This window comes from Pseudovibrio sp. SCP20 (genome assembly GCF_057774105.1).
On sequence record NZ_JBYMDH010000003.1, the window covers coordinates 334027 to 356319 of the forward strand.

Annotated in this window: 17 protein-coding genes; 2 read left to right on the forward strand and 15 right to left on the reverse strand. The window is 55.3% G+C overall.

Features of this window, described 5'->3' with window-relative positions; all coding sequences use genetic code 11:
• Positions 1-62 precede the first annotated feature (62 nt).
• Both AC3CB2_RS14175 and AC3CB2_RS14180 read left to right on the forward strand, forming a co-directional pair.
• Positions 63-746: an ABC transporter ATP-binding protein gene (locus AC3CB2_RS14175; RefSeq protein WP_352933517.1), complete on the forward strand. Its 684-nt coding sequence runs from the start codon at positions 63-65 to the stop codon at positions 744-746.
• On the forward strand, positions 743-1501 hold the full coding sequence (locus tag AC3CB2_RS14180; RefSeq protein ID WP_352933518.1) for an ABC transporter permease: 759 nt from the start codon (positions 743-745) through the stop codon (positions 1499-1501). Before AC3CB2_RS14175 ends, AC3CB2_RS14180 begins: the two co-directional genes overlap by 4 nt.
• A gap of 9 nt (positions 1502-1510) precedes the next feature.
• Here AC3CB2_RS14180 and AC3CB2_RS14185 read toward each other — a convergent pair whose 3' ends face one another.
• The 15 genes from AC3CB2_RS14185 to AC3CB2_RS14255 all read right to left on the reverse strand — a co-directional run bounded on the left by AC3CB2_RS14185 (position 1511) and on the right by AC3CB2_RS14255 (position 22247).
• Positions 1511-2293, reverse strand: coding sequence for an APH(3') family aminoglycoside O-phosphotransferase (locus AC3CB2_RS14185; RefSeq protein WP_352933520.1), 783 nt, complete (start codon positions 2291-2293; stop codon positions 1511-1513).
• A 53-nt stretch (positions 2294-2346) separates the two neighbouring features.
• The gene (recN, locus tag AC3CB2_RS14190) at positions 2347-4020 is read right to left on the reverse strand and encodes a DNA repair protein RecN (RefSeq protein ID WP_014286609.1); all 1674 of its coding nucleotides are present in this window, start codon (positions 4018-4020) and stop codon (positions 2347-2349) included.
• Positions 4021-4054: 34 nt separating this feature from the next.
• Positions 4055-4921 carry an outer membrane protein assembly factor BamD gene (locus AC3CB2_RS14195; protein ID WP_054782683.1) on the reverse strand — a complete coding sequence of 289 codons (867 nt, stop codon included), beginning with the start codon at positions 4919-4921 and terminating at the stop codon, positions 4055-4057.
• A 154-nt stretch (positions 4922-5075) separates the two neighbouring features.
• Complete coding sequence (gene lpxC, locus AC3CB2_RS14200) at positions 5076-6038, reverse strand: UDP-3-O-acyl-N-acetylglucosamine deacetylase (protein WP_008548064.1); 963 nt, start codon at positions 6036-6038, stop codon at positions 5076-5078.
• A 247-nt stretch (positions 6039-6285) separates the two neighbouring features.
• Positions 6286-8055: a cell division protein FtsZ gene (gene ftsZ / locus AC3CB2_RS14205; protein WP_352933523.1), complete on the reverse strand. Its 1770-nt coding sequence runs from the start codon at positions 8053-8055 to the stop codon at positions 6286-6288.
• Between the two features lie 110 nt (positions 8056-8165).
• A complete protein-coding gene (ftsA, locus tag AC3CB2_RS14210) occupies positions 8166-9488 on the reverse strand; it encodes a cell division protein FtsA (RefSeq protein WP_008547536.1) in 1323 nt (440 codons plus the stop codon).
• Positions 9485-10177: a cell division protein FtsQ/DivIB gene (locus AC3CB2_RS14215; protein WP_352933526.1), complete on the reverse strand. Its 693-nt coding sequence runs from the start codon at positions 10175-10177 to the stop codon at positions 9485-9487. The genes ftsA and AC3CB2_RS14215 overlap by 4 nt, the downstream gene beginning before the upstream one ends.
• A gap of 209 nt (positions 10178-10386) precedes the next feature.
• Positions 10387-11310: a D-alanine--D-alanine ligase gene (locus AC3CB2_RS14220; protein ID WP_054782681.1), complete on the reverse strand. Its 924-nt coding sequence runs from the start codon at positions 11308-11310 to the stop codon at positions 10387-10389.
• A gap of 49 nt (positions 11311-11359) precedes the next feature.
• Complete coding sequence (murB, locus tag AC3CB2_RS14225; RefSeq protein ID WP_352933528.1) at positions 11360-12334, reverse strand: UDP-N-acetylmuramate dehydrogenase; 975 nt, start codon at positions 12332-12334, stop codon at positions 11360-11362.
• Positions 12331-13752, reverse strand: a complete 1422-nt coding sequence (gene murC, locus AC3CB2_RS14230; protein ID WP_352933530.1) for a UDP-N-acetylmuramate--L-alanine ligase — start codon at positions 13750-13752, stop codon at positions 12331-12333. Before murC ends, murB begins: the two co-directional genes overlap by 4 nt.
• Complete coding sequence (gene murG / locus AC3CB2_RS14235; RefSeq protein ID WP_008547994.1) at positions 13749-14873, reverse strand: undecaprenyldiphospho-muramoylpentapeptide beta-N-acetylglucosaminyltransferase; 1125 nt, start codon at positions 14871-14873, stop codon at positions 13749-13751. The genes murC and murG overlap by 4 nt, the downstream gene beginning before the upstream one ends.
• Positions 14874-14900: 27 nt before the next feature.
• Positions 14901-16058: an FtsW/RodA/SpoVE family cell cycle protein gene (locus tag AC3CB2_RS14240; RefSeq protein WP_352933532.1), complete on the reverse strand. Its 1158-nt coding sequence runs from the start codon at positions 16056-16058 to the stop codon at positions 14901-14903.
• Positions 16058-17458, reverse strand: coding sequence for a UDP-N-acetylmuramoyl-L-alanine--D-glutamate ligase (gene murD / locus AC3CB2_RS14245; protein WP_352933535.1), 1401 nt, complete (start codon positions 17456-17458; stop codon positions 16058-16060). Before murD ends, AC3CB2_RS14240 begins: the two co-directional genes overlap by 1 nt.
• A gap of 12 nt (positions 17459-17470) precedes the next feature.
• A complete protein-coding gene (gene mraY / locus AC3CB2_RS14250) occupies positions 17471-18565 on the reverse strand; it encodes a phospho-N-acetylmuramoyl-pentapeptide-transferase (RefSeq protein WP_008548111.1) in 1095 nt (364 codons plus the stop codon).
• Between the two features lie 10 nt (positions 18566-18575).
• Complete coding sequence (locus AC3CB2_RS14255; protein ID WP_352933537.1) at positions 18576-22247, reverse strand: UDP-N-acetylmuramoylalanyl-D-glutamyl-2,6-diaminopimelate--D-alanyl-D-alanine ligase; 3672 nt, start codon at positions 22245-22247, stop codon at positions 18576-18578.
• Between the last annotated feature and the right edge of the window lie 46 nt (positions 22248-22293).

The window sequence follows — 22293 nt, forward strand, 5'->3', positions numbered from 1 at the left end:
CCACTCTTGCCTTGATTTTCAAGGGCATCTGAGGAACTTTAGCGCTGCAATCAGGAGTTCCTATGGTCGCCCTTCCAGAAGCAGAGCGTGTGCCGCTTATTGAGGCCCGCAACATCTCAGTCAGCAAGCAAGGTCGCCAGCTGTTTCACCAGTTCTCTTTCACGCTCTATGAAGGTGACAAGCTGTGCCTCAGTGCCCCCTCAGGCCGAGGCAAAACCGTTCTGCTGCGCATTCTGGCAGGGCTGGACAAGCCAGACAGCGGTGAGCTGCTCTTCCAGGGCAAAGCCTTCACGTCAGGAGGCCGGGCAGACCTGTACAAGCACCTCAACTGGTTACCACAACGCGTCAGCCTGCTGGAAGACACCATTCGAGGTGCTCTCCTTGCCCCGTTTGAGCTGCACACAAATCAGAAACTCAAGCCAACCGACGCCACAATGCTGGAGGCTCTCTCCAAAGCAGGCCTGCCAAACAGTGCGCTGGATCAGGCCACCAACAGCCTTTCCGGCGGAGAACGCCAACGCCTCACGCTTGCCCGTGCCTTGCTTTTGAAACGCCCCCTCTGGATCACGGATGAGCCAACCGCTGCGCTCGACAAAGCCCACGCCCTCGCCTGCGCCAAACTGCTTCTGGAACAGGCTGAAACCTTGCTTATCGTGACCCATGACGCTCACCTGCAAGGCGAGATAGATCGGGTCATCACGCTTCCCGAACCAGACCACATCAACGCAGAGGAGCGCTCACAATGACCTCAACTGTTGCATGGAGTGATCTGGCGTTTTTCTACTTTATTGCGGTGATCCCACTTTCCCTGCTCTGGTCCATGGGCCTCAAGGACCTCTCCAGGGATCTGGCCATATCCATCGCTCGCATGAGCATCCAGTTACTGGTGATCGGATTTTACCTGCAAACCGTCTTTGATCTGGACAATCTCGCCCTTAACATTCTCTGGCTGGTCGCCATGGCGCTGATTGCAGCCATCACCTCTGCAGGGCGAGCCGAGATGCCACGGCTCAAGTCCGCCATACCGCTAACCTCAGCCATTCTCATCGCTATGCTGCCAGTACTGCTCATGTTCATCGTCGTGCTCAGCCGCCCGGTGCCATGGTACTCCGCACAGATCACCATCCCCATCGCCGGCATGCTGCTCGGCAACGCTCTGGGCTCATTGGTCATCGCCCTGCGCCGCTTCAACTTAAGAACGCCGGAAGATCGGGAGCATATCGAACTGCTCACCACCATGGGCGCCACCAAGCTGGAAGCCCGCCGCACACTCGTCAAAGCTTCCCTGCGCGCTGCCGCCTCCCCCGTCATCGCCAGCATGGCGACATTGGGGCTGGTCTCCCTGCCCGGCATGATGACAGGTCAGATCCTTGGTGGCTTCAATCCAATCGAAGCCGTCCAATACCAGATCGCCATCATGCTCGGCATCTCTGCCTCCCAAACCCTCTCCATCATCCTCGCCCTCCGCTTCACCATCTACATGGAAGCGGAGTATGAGTGAGGAGGAGGCTTAGAAGAACTCATCCAGGGTCGTGAAAAAGGTGGCGCGTTTTTTGTCGAACTGCTCGATGCCGTAACACTTCAGAAAGTGCTCGACTGCTGCGTCATCATGATTATAGCGAATGCTGCGCACGGCTAATGCCAGATCCTGATAGCGATCCGCCAACCCCACGCGACTACAGTCCAGATACCCTGAGAAATCACCCGCAGTCGCCATAAAGTTTGGCAAGCAGGCATCTCCATGACAAAGCACTTTCTCATGAACTTCCGGAATATTGGCAGTCAAATAAGAAAAGAGCTTTTGAGCAGGCTCACCTTGCCATTCAGGATCAAAATCATCTTCGTTCACCAACCCCGCTTTCATGCGCGCTTCCGCTTCACGCAAGCCAAGCTCAACCGTATGATCGTAAGGACAACCTTCCCAATCAAGACTATGCAGATGGCGAAGCGCGTCCGCAAGGATCTCCACCTGCTGGAGCGGTTGCAACTCCGGATCAGAAACAAGATCCGTTCCACTCAACGCAGTCAGCAGCAGCCACTGACGGCCTTCATACTGCTCAAACCACTGCACTTCAGGGCACAGCACTCCACGCTCAGTCAACCACTCCAACCGCTTGGCTTCATCACTTAGCTCGGCGAACGGACTATCCTGCTCAACTTTAAGAACAAGCTTGAGGTCACCCTTCTGGGTAAGCATGAAGATATCGGAGGCTGAACGACCCATACTGTCTTTATGCCAGTCGTATGAGCGCAGCCTGCATTGGATTTCAGGTGGGAAATTTAAATTATGCATCAGATAAATAGCTCAATCAGTCAATGCTGATCAAGCTATCTCAGATCCGATAACTATACCAGCTCTTCCTGGCCCATCAGGCGTTTGGCGGCGGCGCGGGCTTCTTCGGTGATGGTGGAACCAGCCAGCATGCGGGCGATTTCCTCGTGACGATCTTCCTGCGCGATCTCGGTCACGCGGGTTGCCACGCGGTCTTTCTCCACCTCGTCCTTGCGGATCAGGAAGTGACCGTTTGCACGCGCAGCCACCTGCGGGGCATGAGTAACCGTCAGCACCTGCACGCTATTGGCCAGACGTGCTAGACGCACACCAATCGCCTCAGCAACAGCACCGCCAACACCTGTATCGATCTCATCGAACACCAGCGTCGGAGAAGAGCCTTTATCTGCCAAGGACACCTTCAGCGCCAGCAGGAAGCGGGAGAGTTCACCACCGGACGCCACCTTGAACATCGGCCCCGGACGGGTGCCCGGGTTGGTCTGTGCCCAGAACTCAACAGTGTCGATACCGGAAGAGCCACGCTGCTCTTCATCGCTCTCGATGTCTATGATAAACCGCGCCCGTTCCAGCTTGAGAGCCGGAAGCTCTGCATGGACTGCATCTTCAAGCGCCTTGGCCGTCTTCTGACGCTTCTTTGAAAGCGCAGCAGCCAGTTTATCATAGGTCTGCTTGGCAGCCTCTACAGCGCTCTCAAGCGCCTGCAGTTTCTCTTCGCCTGCGTCCAGATCAGAAAGGTCACCTTCCATCTGCTCACGCAGTTTGCCCAGCTCATCCGGCTGAACGGAATACTTCCGGGCCGCTGCCCGCAACGCGAACAGACGCTCTTCGGTCTGCTCCAGCTCCTGCGGGTCAAAATCCGTATCACGCAGCGCCTGTTCAAGGCCGCTCCGCGCTTCTTCCAGTTGATCCAGAGAACCGCCAATTGCCTCAACCACACTGGTCAGATAGTTCGGCGCCAGATCCACCTTGCGCTCAAGACGGCGCAGCAGGCTGGAAAGCTCAGGGATTGGAGAGGCAGGGCCATCCAGCGCCTCATATCCTTCGCGCAGATCACCAGCGATCTTCTCCACCTGCATCATGTCCTGACGACGCAGAGCGAGCTCGTTCTCTTCCCCTTCTTTCGGATCAAGCGTGCTCAGCTCATCCGCACTGGAGCGCAAGTAATCCGCCTCACGGCGCGCTTCTTCAATGCGGGCAACATGATCCTTCAGGGTTTTCTCAGCTTTGCGAACGGCCTTCGCACTCATCGCGACCTTCGCAGCATCCCCTTCCAAACCACCAAAGCTGTCCAGCAGCTGGCGATGGCTTTCAGGATCAATCAGCGCACGGTCATCATGCTGACCATGAACCTCAACCAGCAGCGCCCCGATCTGCCGCAACAGGCCAGCGCTCACAGGTGAGTCATTCACAAACGCACGGGTACGACCATCCGACGCCTGCACGCGGCGCAAGATGATGTCGGCGTCATGTTCCAGATCATTTTCTTGAAGAAGTGTACGCAAAGGATGCGCCATTGGAACGTCAAAAACCGCAGTCACCTGACCGCGGTCTTCACCATGCCGAACCAGTCCGGCATCTCCTCGCCCACCAAGGGCGAGGCTCAAACTGTCAAGAAGAATAGACTTACCTGCACCGGTCTCACCCGTCAGAACACTCATTCCATCGCTGAAATGCAGGTCCAGCTTGTCAATGAGAACGATATCCCGAATAGAAAGCGATGCCAGCATGGTAGTCTACGTCACCCCGATTCCTTTAAAAGGCTTAGAGGATCTTCATATTCCCAAATGCGCGGCTAAGCCAGCTACCTTTGTTCTCACGAGGCTCAAGACCACCCTTTTTCAAAAGAGAATAGGCATCTTGGTACCACTGGCTCTGCGGGAAGTTGTGTCCAAGCACCGCTGCAGCTGTCTGCGCTTCGTTGGTCACACCCAGAGCGTAGTAGCTTTCAGTCAGGCGATACAGCGCTTCTTCAACGTGACGAGTGGTCTGGTAGTTGGTCACAACAACCTTGAAGCGGTTGATGGACGCCAGGTAGTTACGGCGCGCCAGATAGTAACGGCCAACTTCCATTTCCTTACCAGCCAGCTGGTCTTCCGTTGCGCGGATACGCTGACGAGCCTGCTTGGTGTATTCAGAATCTGGGTAACGCTGCACAACTTCACGCATGGCATCCAGCGCCTTGGCTGTCACAGCCTGGTCGCGACCTACGTCAGGGATCTGACGGAAGTAGGATTCACCAATGATGAAGAGCGCATATGCTGAATCCTTGTTACCAGGATAAAGCGTGGTAAAGCGTTCCGCAGCAGCAACCGCTTCAGGATACTTACCCATCTTGAAGTTCAGGTAAGCAATGTTGATGAGCGATTTACGCGCGAATTCGGAGTAAGGATAGACGCGATCAAGTTCATAGAACTTCTTCGCAGCACCACTGATATCGCCAGAAGCACGCAGAGCAAGAGCTTCGTTGAACATCACTTCCGCAGGCGTATCATCCAGCGCAAGGTCGTCAACATCATCCTTGGTGGCACAGCCCGCAACAACGAGCGCCAACGCCAAAGAGGCATATCTAATCACTCTTTTGAGGCGATCGGCCCCCAAAGCATTCCCGGCAGCATCTGAACGCAGCAATGTCTCCGACTCCTATCGTGTTGGGATTCGGGTAAAATCCCTCCCAAGTTCACGCTTCTATCTCAATGTTTGGATAACGTCACGTAGTACCACAGCATTTGCCTCGAATTTATGTCGGAATAGAGGCAAAAACCGTTGAATAACTATTTTTGCCTTAGGAGACCTCAGGACCAAATGCAGCAGCCTGCAGCCCACCAATGAGCTCTGCATGGCCTTTTTCGCGTGCATAACGCTCTTCCAGAGCCACATCCGCCTCAACAATTTCAAAGGCATCAGGGTTCTTGAACAGCTCCACGAGGATGCAGTGATTCATGCGGTGGCCGCCTTTATAAGAACGGTACTCACCCAGAATAGGCAGACCAGCCAGAGCCAGATCACCAATTGCATCAAGGCTTTTGTGACGTACAAATTCGTCAGTCCAGCGAGTGCCTTCAGGGTTCAGAACGCGGTCACCGTCAAGAGCAACGGAGTTCTCAAGAGAAGACCCCATAGCGAAGCCAAGCTTCCAGAGTTTCTCGACGTCCTGCACACTACCAAAGGTACGGGCGCGGGAGATCTCATCACGGAAGAACTCAGGTGTCAGGTCAAACTTAAGCTGCTGACGACCGATCTTTGCGTGATCGAAATCAATGGTGATATCAAAGCGTGTGCCGTCAAACGGGTTGAGTTCACACCACTGATCACCGGAAACGTAACGGACTTTTTCTTTAACGCGGATGTAACGACGCTTTGCGCTCAGCGTTTTCAGGCCAACGCGGTCAATAGCTTCAACGAATGCTTCGGAGCTACCATCCATGATTGGCATCTCAGGTCCATCGATGTAAGCGGTCACATTATCAATGCCCATACCGCGCAGAGCAGCCATCAGGTGCTCAACGGTAGAGATGCCGCTGTCATGAGGATCACCGAGTACGGTGCACAAAGAGGTTGCAGTTACTTCTTTCCAGCTTGCTTCCGTCTCAACATACCCATCTTTGGTGCTGCGATGAAAAACAATACCGGAGTTTGCGTCTGCAGGGTGAAGGGTAATGGAAGCTGGACCGCCAGAGTGAACCCCAATTCCGTTCAAGGTTACACTGTCTGCAAGCGTTGTCTGTTTTTCGACACGCATTCCCATAATGTTCCAGCCTTTATCATTCCGCTCTAGGTACATACGAGACCTCATGAGCCACTACTTTCGAATACCCCCACCGGGTTGGCTGGAACATAGCCCCTGGGGCTTACCAAATAAAATAAAGCTTTATTACGGTTTGTAACGTCCTGAAAATTTTAGGTACATTTACCGACAATTTCGCTTAAAAACGCAAAGCAGCAATCCGGAAATCTCCGAATTGCTGCTCGAGAGGCGCGAGTTCTGTTGATAATCAGGTGGCTTGGCGGCGCAGGAACGCCGGGATTTCCAACTGATCGTCTTCCATCATCTGAGAGCGTGCTGCCGCAGGGCGTCCGCCAGCGTCCAGATTCCCGGTTGCACCGTGATTCTGAGGCTCGGCTGGACGAGGCGCTGCTGGCTGGCGTGGAGCCTCAGCGAACGCGTCTGTCTGCACTGGCTCATGGTGTTCCATGTGCTCATCTTCGCGGCGGCCAAGACCACCAGTCAGACGGCGCAGGAGACCCATTGGGCGGCGCTCTTCTTCCATGTGATGCGCTTCGTGCTCTTCAACCGACGGAGCCATAGTGGCTGGTGCTGGCTGAGGAGCAGCAGAAACCGGCTGTGGAGCTGGTGCTGCCGGAGCTTCCTGCTGAGGAGTGCGGGCACGAATTTCGCGCTGCGCAATCGGCGGGAAGTCTTCCACACGTGGCATACGTGACTGTGGCTCAGCTTTCTGAGCAACAGGTGGAATAAATGGTTCAGGGATGGTTGTTGGTTCTTCAACCACCTGAGTTGGCTCTTCAAGAGCGTCATATTCCTGTACTGGCTCGTAGCGACGGGCCTGATAAGGAGCAATCTCAACTTCAGGGTCTGTTACAGCTGCAACAGGCTCAACTTCCATATGTGCGTCAACTGCGGCTGAGCCCATCGCGCGCATCGCACGAACTGGAGTCGGTGCAGGAGCTACTTCTACCGGCGCAGCTACCGCTGGACTGGGCGTAGACGTAGTAGCGCTCTGGAGTCGCTCTGTGAGTTCAGCCATACGAACCTCTGCAGGAGAGATATCTTCGCGCATTTCTTTGTCGATGCCAGTAGCAACAACAGAAACGCGGATAATACCGTCCAGAGACTCGTCGAAGGTTGCACCAAGAATGATGTTTGCTTCTGGGTCCACTTCCTCGCGGATGCGGGTCGCAGCTTCGTCAACTTCAAACAGGGTCAGGTCGTTACCACCAGTAATGGAGATAAGCAGACCACGAGCACCCTTCATGGAAGTCTCGTCCAGCAGCGGGTTCGCAATCGCAGCTTCAGCCGCCTGAATTGCGCGCTTCTCGCCGGAAGCTTCACCAGTACCCATCATCGCTTTACCCATGCCACGCATAATGGAGCGCACATCAGCAAAGTCGAGGTTGATGAGACCTTCTTTAACCATCAGGTCAGTGACGTTCGCAACGCCGGAATACAGCACCTGGTCAGCCATGGAGAAGGCATCAGCAAAGGTGGTCTGCGCATTGGCAATGCGGAACAGGTTCTGGTTTGGAATAACGATAAGAGTGTCAACATTGCGCTGAAGCTCTTCAATGCCGGCTTCAGCAACGCGCATACGACGGGACCCTTCAAACTGGAAAGGTTTGGTAACCACACCTACCGTCAGTATACCCTGCTCACGCGCAGCACGAGCAACAACTGGCGCAGCACCGGTACCGGTGCCACCGCCCATACCCGCGGTGATGAACACCATGTGCGAGCCGGACAGATGATCGTTGATCTCGTCAATAACTTCTTCAGCAGCAGCTGCACCAACTTCAGGCTGGGAACCAGCGCCCAGACCTTCGGTAACAGCAACACCCATCTGAATCACGCGCTCTGCCTGGCAAAGAGCAAGCGCCTGCGCGTCTGTGTTAGCAACAACGAAGTCGCAGCCTTGCAGACCGCTGGTGACCATGTTGTTTACGGCGTTTCCGCCACCGCCGCCAACACCGAATACGGTGATCCTGGGCTTCAATTCCTGAATATCAGGCATTTTCAGGTTGATTGTCATATTAACCTCGCGACCCTAATAACATGCCCGAACCGGGCATGTCGTTCTTCCTCTCGTGCGTCCGCCGCATCTGGCGAAACTCGTGATAGTGGGGGTTATGCGCTTCCCCACTAGAAACTTTCTCTAATCCACTGCCCAACTCGAGCCAGATAGCTCCCGCGGCCCGTAAGACCGCGGCGTTGGTGACGTGGTTCGAATTGCTCGATCTGTGCCACCTGCGGATAAATCAGCAGGCCCACAGCTGCCGAGAATGCCGGACCCTTGGCTTCCTCTGGCAAACCGGAGATACCCAGCGGACGACCCAGACGCACACTGCGTCCAAGAATGCGTCGTGCGGTTTCAGAAAGACCAGTCAGCTGACTGCCCCCACCTGTCAGCACAACACGCTTGCCCACTCGGCCTGCGAAACCGGAAGCGACAATCCGGTCACGCACCATCTCCAATATTTCTTCAACGCGCGGGCGAATAACCCGCGTCAGCATCGCTCGTGGAATCTGCGTTGGCAGATCACCATCCGTATCCACGGGCGGCACCTGAATAAAATCACGGTCGTCCACCACACTTGGCAGGGCCGAACCATGCAAAACCTTCAAACGCTCTGCAGCTTCCATCCGTGTGGAGAGCGCGCGCGCCACGTCCATGGTGACGTGATTACCGCCAACAGCCAGCGCATCCAGATGCACCATCTGACCGTCAACAAAAATAGAAAGCGTGGTGGTCCCGCCACCCATATCAATGCAGGCAACACCCAGCTCAGTCTCATCTTCCACCAGCGTGGAAAGGCCCGCTGCGTATGGCGTTGCCACCAGAGACTCCACCTGCAGGTGACCGCGCTCAATACAAAGCTCCAGATTACGCACTGGCGGCACTTCAGCAGAAACCACCTGCATATCCACGCCCAGCTTGCGGCCCATCATGCCACGCGGGTCGCGAATACCACGGTTACCATCCAGCCCGTAGGAGATCGGCAGCGCATGCATCACCGCCCGCCCTTCGGTCGCTGTATGGGTAGAACCAGCAGCCAGCACACGCTGAATATCGGCTTCCGTAACACCTTCAGTTCCAAGCGGCACAGTGGCGGAGAAGATCTCACTCTGCAGGCGACCACAGCTCACAGTCACCAGCAGGGTTTCAACCATCACACCGGCCATACGCTCAGCCTGATCCACTGCACGGCGGATCGCCTGCTCGGCCTGATCCATGTCCACCACAACGCCGGACTTCATGCCCGCAGACGCCTGATAGCCGTAACCCAGCACTTCAACACCGTGGGTACGGCCCGGCATCAGGTCTTCCTCATCACCAGGCACCAGTTTCGCGATAATGCAGCACACTTTCGTGGAGCCGACGTCCAGCACAGAAACCACAACAGATCTGCGGCTTGGCAAAGGCCGCATACGCGGCAGGAAGATCACGTTCTTATTCGAGCTCATGTGTCCCTCCCAGTGCTGGAGGGAGTGCCTCGTTGTTCAATGGTGGTCTGACGGCGAATGGCAGCATCATCGGAAAGACGCACCACCACACGATCCTGCAAACGCAGATCCACCGCGACGATATCGCGGGAGAGCAAACCACCCTGATCATCGAGCTTCTTCAGCTCAGCCAATGCGTCTCCAACATCAAATTCAGGCAGACGCACCGTAATTCCATTTTCCATGGCCAGATCCCAACGGCGTTCGGAGCGCAGCTTCGCAGCGCGCACACGAGCACGAATGCCCGGGAACTTGTCCAGCTCGCTCATGATCTCACCCGCACGCAGCTGCGCACCGTGATTGACCACACGAAGCAAATTCGCATAACGACCATCCACCTCATCGGTGATGACCTCGCCCTTCTTGGTGATGACGGAGGTAATGTTCCCCCGCTGCCAGAGCGCATAAGGCTCCTGCTCTTTGATCATCACACGCAGCGTGCCCGGATAGAACTTCTGGATCGACGCACTGCGGATCCAGGCAATGCCTTCCAGACGCTCTTTCGCTTCGCTGGCGTTAAACAGCATCAGAGAAGGACGTTCATGAAGTTCCAGCGCTTCCAGCACCTGAAATTCGGTGACGCGCTGCAAACCTTCCATTTTGATCTCGTTAACAGCAAAACCGGCGGCGGATGTAACTGATTCGCTCACTTCACGGGCGTGTCCGCCAAGGGTAATTCCGTATCCGGCAGACAAAGCAAGGAAGCCAATGGCGCTCGCAGTTGGAGCCCACGACGGGATAAGTGCAAAAAATCCAGTGACCCCCCAAGCGGGTCTCTGGTGCAAACGCGATACGCCACGACTTCTGAAGCGATAGCTCCAGACGCCTGTGCGTTCCCGCAATGCATCAAATTTTGCCTTTATCTTCCGCAACTTGCGTCCTCCACGATCCAACTCACCAACTCTTGGAAATCATGTCCGGCGTGCGCCGCGATTTCAGGTAGCAGTGATGTTGGCGTCATGCCGGGTTGAGTGTTCACCTCAAGACAGATCAGTTCTCCTAGGCCACCGGGTCCTTCGTTAAAACGGAAGTCGGCGCGTGTAACGCCGCGACACCCCAGAGCCTGATGTGCCTTGAGACTTGATTTTTGTATTTCTTGGTAAACAGATGGTAAAATTTCCGCAGGAAGTATGTGTTGTGAACCGCCTGGGACGTATTTTGCATCATAATCGTAGTAAGCGTGCCCCAGCGGTACAATTTCTAGTACCCCTAACGCCACATCACCCATTACCGCACACGTCAACTCGCGGCCTGGGATGTAGCGCTCGACCATAAGCAACTCACCATACTCCCAATCATCACGGGTCAATTCCTGCGGTGGGTACTCCTGCCCTTCCTTCACGATCAACACGCCGAAAGAAGACCCTTCGTTGATTGGCTTGATCACATAAGGCGGTTCCATCACATGACGGCGCGCAGCATCAGCGCGGCTCACCACGAGAGAATTAGCAACCGGCACACCAGCCGCCTTCATCACGGCCTTCGCCTTTTCCTTGTGCATGGCAAGCGCAGAGGACATCACACCAGAGTGGGTGTACGGAATATCGAGCACCTCAAGAATACCCTGAATAGCCCCGTCTTCCCCAAACGGGCCATGCAACGCATTGAAAGCCACATCCGGCTTCAGGTCCTGAAGAACAGCAGAGATGTTGCGGTCAACATCCACACGGGTCACCTGATAACCAGCAGCTTCCAACGCATCCGCACAGTCTTTGCCTGAAGACAGAGAAACAGGGCGCTCAGCAACCCATCCACCCATCAAAACTGCAACATGCTTGGTCATCACAAAACCCAATCCTGATTAAAACGCCTAAAACAACACGTGAACGGAGTTAGTCCGCCTTACCCAAAAACGGCTCAATCGCCGCTCCGTCCACAAACGCCCCAAGGCGCTTGATTTCCCATTCCAGACGCGTCCCGGTCTTTGCCAATGCTTCAGACCGCACGGTCTCGCCAAGCATTTCCAAATCGTGAGCGGTAGCGTCTGCAACGTTCAACATAAAGTTGCAGTGTAATTCCGACATTTTTGCGCCGCCGATCTGCAATCCACGACATCCAGCTGCATCAACTACCTTCCAGGCACTGTTGCCCTCAGGGTTTTTGAAAGTGGAGCCGCCGGTTTTCTCGCGGATCGGCTGCGCTTTCTCGCGATGAGCAACAACCTCAGCCATTTCTGCGCGGATCTCATCTTCGCTCTGCGCAAAACCTTCAAACACCGCACTGGTAAAAATCAGGTCCTTGGAGGCTGAAGAATGGCGATAGGCATAGCCCATTTCCTCATTGGAAAGAGTGAGGATTTCACCAGATCTTGTCACCGCGTTAACGTTAACAACCCGGTCCTTTGTCTCGGTACCGTGAGCCCCTGCATTCATGCGTAGCGCTCCACCAACAGCACCCGGAATACCGGTGTAGAACGCAAAACCACCTGTACCAGTCTTCGCAGCTTCTTCCGCCAGCTTCTTGTCCGGAACAGACGCCCCTGCCCGCAGCTTATGACCGCCCAGATACTCAACCTGACCAAACCCACGGATCGGCAGACGAATTACAACGCCCTCAATGCCACCATCACGCACCAGCAGGTTAGACCCCAGCCCAACCACGGTCACAGGCACATCTTCAGGTAGCGCTTTCATGAACACGGCCAGATCAGCCTCATCCGCAGGCTGGAACATCAACTGAGCAGGCCCGCCAACGCGGAACCAGGTCACAGCAGACAGCAGCTGGTTCGGGATCAGACGACCACGAATATCTTCGACAGCATCGCCCAGCAGTGGCAGCAGATCAGGATAGCTTACGCTCTGGCTCATACAGTCTCTCCTTTTGGGGAGAGTGCTTCCAGCTCAACTGGCAGCTTGTAAGCCCACTGAGTGATGTTACCTGCACCCAGGCAGATCACCAGATCACCCGGCTCAGCCAACTCCGCAATCTTGCCAGCCAGCTCATCAGGGCCCGCAATGCTGTGAACTGAACGGTGACCACCAGCGCGCAGACCAGAAATCAAGTCCGGCTGATCAGCACCTTCAATCGGCTGCTCACCCGCTGCAAACACAGGTGCAATCACCACTTTGTCCGCATCGTTGAAGCAAGCGCAGAAATCTTCAAACAGGCTCTGCAAACGGGTGAAGCGGTGCGGCTGCATCACAGCAATCACCTTACCCTCAGCCGCTTCACGCGCTGCATGCAGAACAGACTTAATCTCAACAGGGTGGTGCGCGTAGTCATCAAAGAACTCAACGCCATTCCACGAGCCAGTATGCGTGAAGCGACGCTTCACACCGCCAAAGCTCGCGAGACCCTTGCGGATGTTCTCACCAGAGATGCCCAGAGAATGCGCCAGCGCAATCGCAGCCGTCGCATTGGAAACGTTATGCAGACCCGGCATTGGCAACACCAGATCTTTCAGCTCAGTCACCTTGTCTCCACGGCGATCATGAATGCTCACAGAGAAGATGGACTTGCCGCCCTTGGTGGAAACATCCGTAAAGCGAACATCAGCCTGTGGGTTGGTGCCGTAGGTGATGATGCGGCGATCTTCAATCTGTCCCACAAGGCTCTGCACCTCAGGGTGATCCAGACACATAACCGCAAAACCGTAGAACGGCACGTTCTCAACAAACTGCGCAAACGCAGCACGAACCCCATCGAAATCACCGTAGTGATCAAGGTGCTCAGGATCGATATTGGTCACAACAGCAATATCGGCAGGAAGCTTGACGAAAGTCCCGTCGGACTCGTCTGCCTCAACCACCATCCAGTCGCCTTCACCCATGCGGGCGTTGGTGCCGTATGCGTTGATGATACCGCCATTGATAACAGTCGGGTCCATGTGGCCAGCATCCAGCAGCGCCGCAACCATGGAGGTTGTCGTCGTCTTGCCGTGCGTGCCGCCAATGGCAATCGCCTGCTTAAAGCGCATCAGCTCTGCCAGCATTTCAGCGCGGCGCACAACAGGCATGTTGTTTTCACGCGCAGCCTTCAGCTCAACGTTGCTTCCTTTAATCGCAGAAGAGATCACGCAGACATCAGCGCCTTCAAGGTTTTCGGCAGCGTGACCCACCATCACCTTGATGCCCTTTTCACGCAAACGCAGAACGTTCGCATTCTCGGACATGTCAGAGCCCTGCACACGATACCCAAGATTATGCAGAACCTCTGCAATACCGCTCATTCCGATGCCGCCGATACCGACGAAGTGCACTCCCCCAATGTCTACTGGCATTTTCATGAGGTAATCTCTTTCTGTTCAGTTGCCGGTGCAGCACCAACAAGTGTTTCGGTCAGATCCGCAAGGCGCTGTACAGCTTCCGGCGCGCCCTGCGCCTGTGCTGCCTGTGCTGCCTGTGCAAGACGGCCCGGATTATCCATGAGTTCTTTCAGCTCACGGGCCAGTCGTTGCGGATCAAGTTCTTTTTGTGGGATCGGCCATGCGCCACCTGCCTCAGCAAGCACATTCGCATTTAGGCCCTGATCATTATCAAGGGCACCTGGAAGAGGTACCAAAATAGAAGGACGCCCAATCGCTGCCAGCTCACAAACGGTACCAGCACCGGAACGGCTGATAACCAGATGCGCTGCTGCAATGCGCTCAGGCAAATCTGTAAAGAAGGACGCCACCTGCGCCGCAACACCCATCTCACGATAGGAAGCTTCAAGGCCTTCCAGATCTTCAGGTCGGGCCTGCTGCACAATCACCAGCCGCTCGCGATCTTCTGGCGCCATCTGTTTCAGCGCTTCCGGCAGAACCTGAGAAAACACGCGCGCGCCCTGAGAGCCACCAAACACCAGCAGATGGAACGCTCCACCTTCTTCCGGCGCATTGTAGGTCTGACCACACACAGCAATCACATTGTCACGCAGAGGATTGCCCGTCATGGTTGCCTTGGCAGCCAGATCAGCAGGCAGTGTTTTAAGCGGAAAACTGGTCGCAACAGCACTTGCCCCTTTGGCAAGCATACGGTTCGCCCGGCCCATCACCGCATTGGCTTCATGCAGAATGGATGGAATACCTAATAGGCGCCCCGCAAACATAGGCGGAAATGTCGGATACCCGCCAAAGCCAACAATCGCAGCAGGCTTGGCCGCGCGGATTGCTTTCATCGCCTGCAAAGTACCCAGACCAAGCTTGATCGCAGTCTTTGCAAGAGAGATCGGGTTCTTGCCGCGAATGGTATCACTCTTGACCAGATGAACCTTGTCCGCCGGAAACGCACTGCCATACTTGTCAGCACGACTATCTGTGATCAGCTCAACACCATACCCACGGCGCGTCAGCTCACTGGCCAGCGCTTGCGCAGGAAACAGGTGACCACCCGTTCCTCCAGCAGTGAGCATAATCTTCGGCTTCATTTCACTCTCCGACACAAACAAAACTCTCTAAGCGTGCTGCAAAGGTGCAGCGCGGGTAACAGTGATAATCGGGTTCTTACGCGGCTGCGGTCGCTTCCGCGTCAGCGCCAGCACAAACCCCATCGTCAGGGAAATCGCCATAAGGGAAGACACACCGGACGAAATCAGCGGCAGTGTCATGCCCTTGGATGGCATAAGGTTCAGGTTCACAGCCATGTTGATGCAGCTTTGCAGGCCAAACATCACGATCAGACCGGAAGAGGCCAGACGGCCAAACGGATCCTGATCCTGCATCGCCATGTAAAGGCCGCGCAGCACAACAAACGCAAACACAGTCACAAGCACCACACACACGATGATGCCGTATTCTTCTGCTGCAACTGCAAAGATAAAGTCTGTATGACTATCAGGCAGAATACGCTTCACGGTGCCTTCGCCCACCCCACGACCAAGCCAACCGCCCGCAATGAAGGAGTCGATTGCTTTATCAATCTGGTAGGTGTCACCGGAAGCAGGATCAAGGAAGCGCATGATACGCCCGCGCACGTGCGGTAGATACGTAAAGCCAGCCGCCACCCCAAGAATGCCCATGACGCCAAGCGGCACAATCGCCAGCCACGACAACCCGTTCAAGAAGAACAGCGCAAACAGCACGATCGTCAGTAGCATGGTCTGACCAAAGTCAGGCTGTGCAATCAGCATGGCCGCCACAATCCCAAACAGGATAATGGAAGTCAGCTGCCCCGGCACATCCTGCGCCTTGCGCCCCTCAGAAAGCAGAAACGCCACGATCACAACAAGAGCTGGCTTGATAAACTCGGAAGGCTGAATGGAAACACCAAACAGGCTCACCCAGCGCCGCGCGCCTTTAATGTCCGTGCCGAAGAACAGCGTCCCCAGCAGCAACACAAGCATGCCGCAGAACACCAGCAAAGCCACCCGTCGCACATAACGCGGAGACAGTGCCGAAACGCCCAGCATCAGCGCAGCACTTGGAACAAGGAAGATGGCCTGCTTCTTCACGAAGTAAAAGCTCTCAAGTCCGATACGCTCAGCTACAGGAGGACTGGCTGCAAGCGACAACACCAGACCGGACACCATCAGCGTGAAGATGCCGATCAGCATATAGCGGTCGATCGTCCAAAGCCATTCTGCAAACGCACTGCGATCCGTACGTGAAACCATCAGCGTGCCCCCTCACCATTCAGCATTTTGGCAGCAGCAACAGCCGCGCTCTCAAATGCATCCCCGCGAACTTCGAAGCTCTTGAACTGGTCAAAGGACGCACAAGCCGGAGACAGCAGAACCACTGCCTCTTTGCTCTTGTCACGCGCCGCATCACGCGCTGCCGCTTCAACAGCCATATCCAGACTGCCGAACTTGTGTGCCTCAACTGAGCCGCTTAGTTCCTGCTCAAACTCTTCCGCCGCTTCGCCGATCAGGTACGCTTTAACAATCTTCGGGAAGTAAGCCTTCAGGGATGAAATACCGCCCGCTTTCGGACGGCCACCCGCAATCCAATAAATCCGGTCAAACGCAGCCAGCGCATGTGCTGCCGCTTCTGCGTTGGTTGCCTTGCTGTCGTTCACAAACAGAACCTTGCCCGCTTCAGCCACCAGCTTCAGCCGGTGCGCAAGACCTGGGAACGTTGCCAGAGCACCGGCAATCTCGTCCAGCTCCAGCCCAAGCGCTGCACATACAGCAACCGCTGCCGATGCATTCTGCCCGTTGTGAGAGCCACGCAAAGTGTTGGAGGAAGACAGGTCAGCAACAACCACCTGCTCTTCGTCAAAAACTTCAATGACCTTGCCATCAGCGGCGTAAACACCAAACTCAACCGGCTCGTGGCAGGAGATCAGCTCAATCGGCTCACCACTCTCCGCCCGGCGCTGCGCAATGGCTGCGCTAAACTCATCATCCACGCCCACAACAGCCAGACGCGCCGCCTTCACAAGACGTTCCTTAATGGCGGCATAGTTCTCCATGCTGCCATGCCGGTCCAGATGGTCCGGCGACAGGTTCATCATCACCCCGATATCGGGCGCAAGGCTTGGAGCAAGATCAATCTGGTAGGAGGAGACCTCAACCACATAGACGCGATCTTCAGAAAAACCTTCAAGGTCCAGCACAGGGCGACCAATATTGCCGCCCATCTGAACATCCATGCCACATTCTTTGAGGACATGCGAGATCAGCGCAGTGGTCGTAGATTTGCCGTTGGTGCCAGTGATCGCAACAAACGGCGCTTCCGGGCAAACCGCCTCGCGCTCATTCACAAACAGCTCCACATCCCCAATCACCGGAATGCCAGCTTCCTGAGCCCGCACCACACTCCAATGCGGTGTCGGATGGGTCAGCGGCACACCCGGCGCAACAACCAGTGCCGCATAACGTGTCATGTCCACATCGCGCAGATCAATCGCAGCAAGCCCCTGCTCTTCAGCAGCGGCCACACTTACCTCGTTATCGTCCCAGACATCTACACGAGCCCCACCAGCCTCAAGCGCGCGCGCAGTCACGAGCCCGGAACCACCGAGCCCGAACAACGCAACTTCTTTACCTGCAAGATGATGGATAGGGATCATGCTTTTGGCCTCCTAGCGCAGCTTCAGTGTGGCGAGGCCGATCAGTGCCAGAACAACAGCAATGATCCAGAAACGAATAACCACCTGGCTCTCAGTCCAGCCCAGATGCTCAAAGTGGTGGTGAATTGGCGCCATGCGGAACACACGCTTGCCAGTCAGTTTGAACGAAGCAACCTGCACAATCACGGAAACCGCTTCCAGAACAAACAGACCACCGATGATCGCCAGAACGATCTCATGCTTGGTCGCAACCGCAATCGCACCCAGCATACCGCCCAGAGCAAGAGAACCGGTATCACCCATAAAGATCGCAGCAGGTGGAGCGTTGAACCACAGGAACCCAAGCCCTGCGCCAATCACTGCACCACACACAACGGCAAGCTCACCAGTGCCCGCCACATGGTGGATCTGCAGATAGTTGGAGAACACAGCGTTACCAGTGAGATAAGCCACCAGACCAAAAGCGGCAGCAGCAATCATCACCGGAACAATCGCAAGACCATCCAGACCATCAGTCAGGTTCACCGCATTGCCCGCGCCAACAACAACAAAGGCAGCGAATGGGATGAAGAACAGACCAAGGTTCAGCGTCAATTCTTTAAAGAACGGAAAGCCGATGCTGGTGGAAAATGGCTCAGAATCCAGAAGCGTCACCGCAAACGCAGCAAGGCCAGCAATCAAAAACTCCAGACCCAAACGAGCTTTACCACCAAAGCCTTTGTGCGAAGACTTGGTGACTTTCAGATAGTCATCATAAAAACCGATCAGGCCGAACCCAACAGTCACCCCCAGAACAATCCAGGTGTAAGGGTTGCGAAGGTCAGCCCACAGCAACGTCGCCACAATCATCCCGGAAAGGATCATCAGGCCGCCCATAGTTGGCGTGCCTTTTTTGGTCAGCAGATGGCTCTGAGGTCCGTCTTCACGAATTGGCTGTCCGTGACCCTGACGCGAACGCAACGCATCAATGATGCGTGGGCCAAACAGGAACACAAACAGCAAAGCAGTCATAATCGCGCCGCCGGTACGGAACGTAATGTATTTAAAAACATTCAGCGCAGACAGGGAAGGATAAACCTCTGAAAGCTCCGCCAGCAAATATAGCATTTAGTCAACCTCAGGACTTACCGGTTGCAGCCGGTTCAGGAAAACGTTTCTTCAAAGCATCCACGAGTGGACCCATACGGGTTCCAAGGGAGCCCTTTACCATCACGATGTCGTTGGGACGCACTTCCGACAGCAGGTCTTTTTCCAGTTTGTCGGAGGTCTCTGAATAGGCGCCTCTGGTCTGTGCAGGCAACCGTTCCCAGAGCACCTTCATGTGAGTACCCACACAATAAACGATGTCGATCTTTGCGCGCTCCAGTTCACGCGCAAGGTCTGCGTGCAGCTTGTCAGAATCTGCACCTAATTCGAGCATATCCCCCAATACGGCGATACGACGGCCATTCTTCTCAACCGGCAATCCAGCCACCAGATTGATGGCTGCACGCATGCTGGCCGGGTTGGCGTTGTAGCTCTCATCCACCAGCAGTGCAGTCCCACCATTCACATCCAGAACAGTCTGCGCCCCACGGCCTTTCGGCGCGGACATTTCAGCCAGAGCCAAACCGGCAAATGCAAGGTTCGCACCCAGCTCCATCACACCAGTCAGCACGCCCAGTGAGTTGATCACATGGTGTGCGCCCGGGGCACCGATTTTGTAGGAGATTTCCTGCCCAAGGATATTGGCATTGAGGCAGGAGCAATCAGGATTGACCGCAACCTTCTTGGCAATGGACTGTGCGCCCGGCTGCATGCCAAAGCTGACGATGTTCTTCACGCCAGCCACAGCAGCCAGATACCGGAGCAGATCATACTGGCGATTGTCCCGGTTCAGGATCGCCACACCACCCGGTTCAATACCGGTAAAGATCTCAGCCTTCGCACGGGCGATATCTTCAACGGAGTTAAACGCTTCCAGATGCACAGGCTCAACGGTGGTCACAATCGCAACATGCGGGCGAACCATCTTCACCAGCGGCGTAATCTCACCGCGGTGGTTCATGCCAATCTCGAAGATACCAAACTCGGTATCTGCGTGCATGCGCGCCAGTGTCAGCGGCACACCCCAATGGTTGTTAAAGCTCGCCACAGGCGCATGAGTGATGCCGGATTTGGACAAGCAAAGACGCAAAGCCTCTTTGGTGCCTGTTTTACCGACAGAGCCAGTCACCGCGATGATCCGTGCTTTTGAACGGGCGCGAGCAGCCACACCAAGGCGCTCCAACGCTTTCAGCACATCATCAACGGCCACATAGCGCCCACCTTCCGGCAGCTCACCAAGCTTTTCACGCGACACAACAGCCACAGAAGCACCAGCTTCAACAGCCGTTCCCGCAAACGCGTGACCGTCGAAGTTTTCACCTTTGATAGCGAAGAAGGCCTCTCCGGGTTGGATCGTTCGGCTATCAATGGAAATTCCGGTTATGTCATCCGCCAGATCACCGTGAACATCCCCATCTACCGCCTCCAGAAAATCGCTGAGCAGCCACAGCGGCCCACGATCTATTTCAGGCAGTTCAATCATTTGCCGCTCATATTCCGACTTAATTTCCGGGTCCAATAGGTTGATGTGGGGGACGATAGTCCACTCAGGCTTGTCTATCGCTGACTTGAGGCGTGGTTTTTCGCTGTTTTTAGCCTCAGAATCTGCGATTTCCGGCGTAGCAGCAGGTTCCTCAGAAGCGCCTAGTCCACCAAGGGCGTCTGCACCGTCCTGCTCATCCGGTTGAGTGGACTGCGATACATCCTCGGCAACCTCGGGAGCAACCTCTTCGATACCTTCATCCGCAAGAAATGCATCCGCATCCGCTGTGCTCTCATCATCTTGATCAGATGCAGCCGACACCTCGGGCTCAACATTCTCTTCGGCTTCGGCTTCTATAGCCGCTAGATCACCCAGCAGCTCGTCTTCAAGCGCATCAGGCGTATCTTCCGCAACATTCGGGAAACCATCCTTGCCAAAGTCAGGGTCATGACTTTCAACATCAGCCAGCTCCGCATCAGCCAGATCGTCCGCACCAAGAACTTCTTCTTCCAGCGCCAGCCAGTCTTCTTCTTCCTGATCACGTGCGTCATCAGGATTTTCCGGCAGAGCAGCTTCCAGCTCGTCCACACCCGCTTGAACAGCCGCCAGCAGATCATCATCATCAAGCGCTTCAGCAGCGGCTAACTCATCACCTTCATCGGCAAGAAGATCCAACTCATCAAGCTCAAGAGAGAGTTCTGGCGAACCACCCTCAGCAACAGAAGAAACGCCATTTTCTTCAGAGGCTTCTGCGAGCGCTTTTTGGATTTCTTCATGATCAGAGAAAGGCAGAACCTCAGTTCCAACAATCTGCCCTGTTTCATGGCCTTTACCAGCCACACAAAGCACATCCCCTTCCTGCAGCATCTTCACAGCCTGGCGGATGGCAAGCGCACGATCCCCAATCTCAAGCGCAGCAGGACAAGCAGCAACAATCTCTTCGCGGATGCTGTCTGGATTTTCAGTGCGCGGATTATCGTCCGTCACGATGGAAACATCAGCAAGTCGTGCCGAAATCTCACCCATCATCGGACGCTTACCAGCATCACGATCACCGCCACACCCAAACACACTGATCAGGCGACCCGGCGCAAACGGACGCAGCGCCGCAAGCACATTCTCTAATGCCTCTGGCTTATGGGCGTAATCAACGAACACCAGCGCCCCGTTCTCGCGGGTGCCAACATGCTCAATACGGCCCGGAGCACCGCGTAAAACCGTCAAAGCTTCCAAAGCAGTCTGCAGCGGAACGCCAGCAGCAATCGCCAAACCTGCCGCAATCAAAGCATTACTGACCTGAAAATCGCCGGCAAGTGGCAAAGCAACGGAGAACACGCCTTCAGCAGTCTCCAGCTCAAGAACCTGACTAAACCCTTCCGGCTGAACGCTCCGCACCTTCAGGTCTTCACCGAAGAACCCGGTGGTAAAGGTCTTCAGGCCACGCTCTTTGGCAACTTCCAACACGCGGTCTGCAAACTGAGCTTCCGGATCAATGACCACAACACCGTCATCCGGCAGCAGATCACGGAACAGGCGCAATTTCGCTTGCAGGTAATCCTCCACCGTTGGGTGGTAGTCCATGTGATCCCGGCCAAGATTAGTAAAGCCAGCAGCAACAATGCGCACACCATCTAGGCGGTGCTGATCCAACCCATGACTGGAAGCTTCCATCGCCGCGTGGGTAATACCATCTTCTGCCAGACGCTTCAGATCCTGATGCAAAGACACAGGATCAGGCGTGGTCAAACCACCGTAGCTCTGACCGGTAGAGGTCACAGTACCGATAGTACCAAGGCTGGCTGAAACAAGCCCGGCATATTCAAAGATTTGACGAACGAAAACAGCAACGGACGTTTTGCCAGCTGTTCCCGTGACTGCAACCATCTTTTCTGGCTGCCTGCCAGCAAAGGCCGCAGCCATCAAAGCAAGTTCCCGGCGCGCATCTTTTGCAGCGATCAGAGGAGCCTGTTTGGCCTTCTTGCGGATGTCGTCATCAATACGGTCTGCATCAATCAAAATAGCAGCAGCGCCAGCGTCCACGGCCTGCTCGATAAACTGTGCACCATCAACTTTCGCGCCCTTCAGGGCAGCAAAAACAAAACCGGGCTCCACTGCCCGACTATCAGCAGTAAGCCCCGAAATAGTGAGAGCACCAGCGCCGTCCGGCCCATCGCCTGCGGCGGAGTCTATCTCTTGTTTTGTAAGGTCTTTAAGCAACATAGCGTCGATATGTCCGGCCTATGAGACATGAATGTGGCAAAGCAGT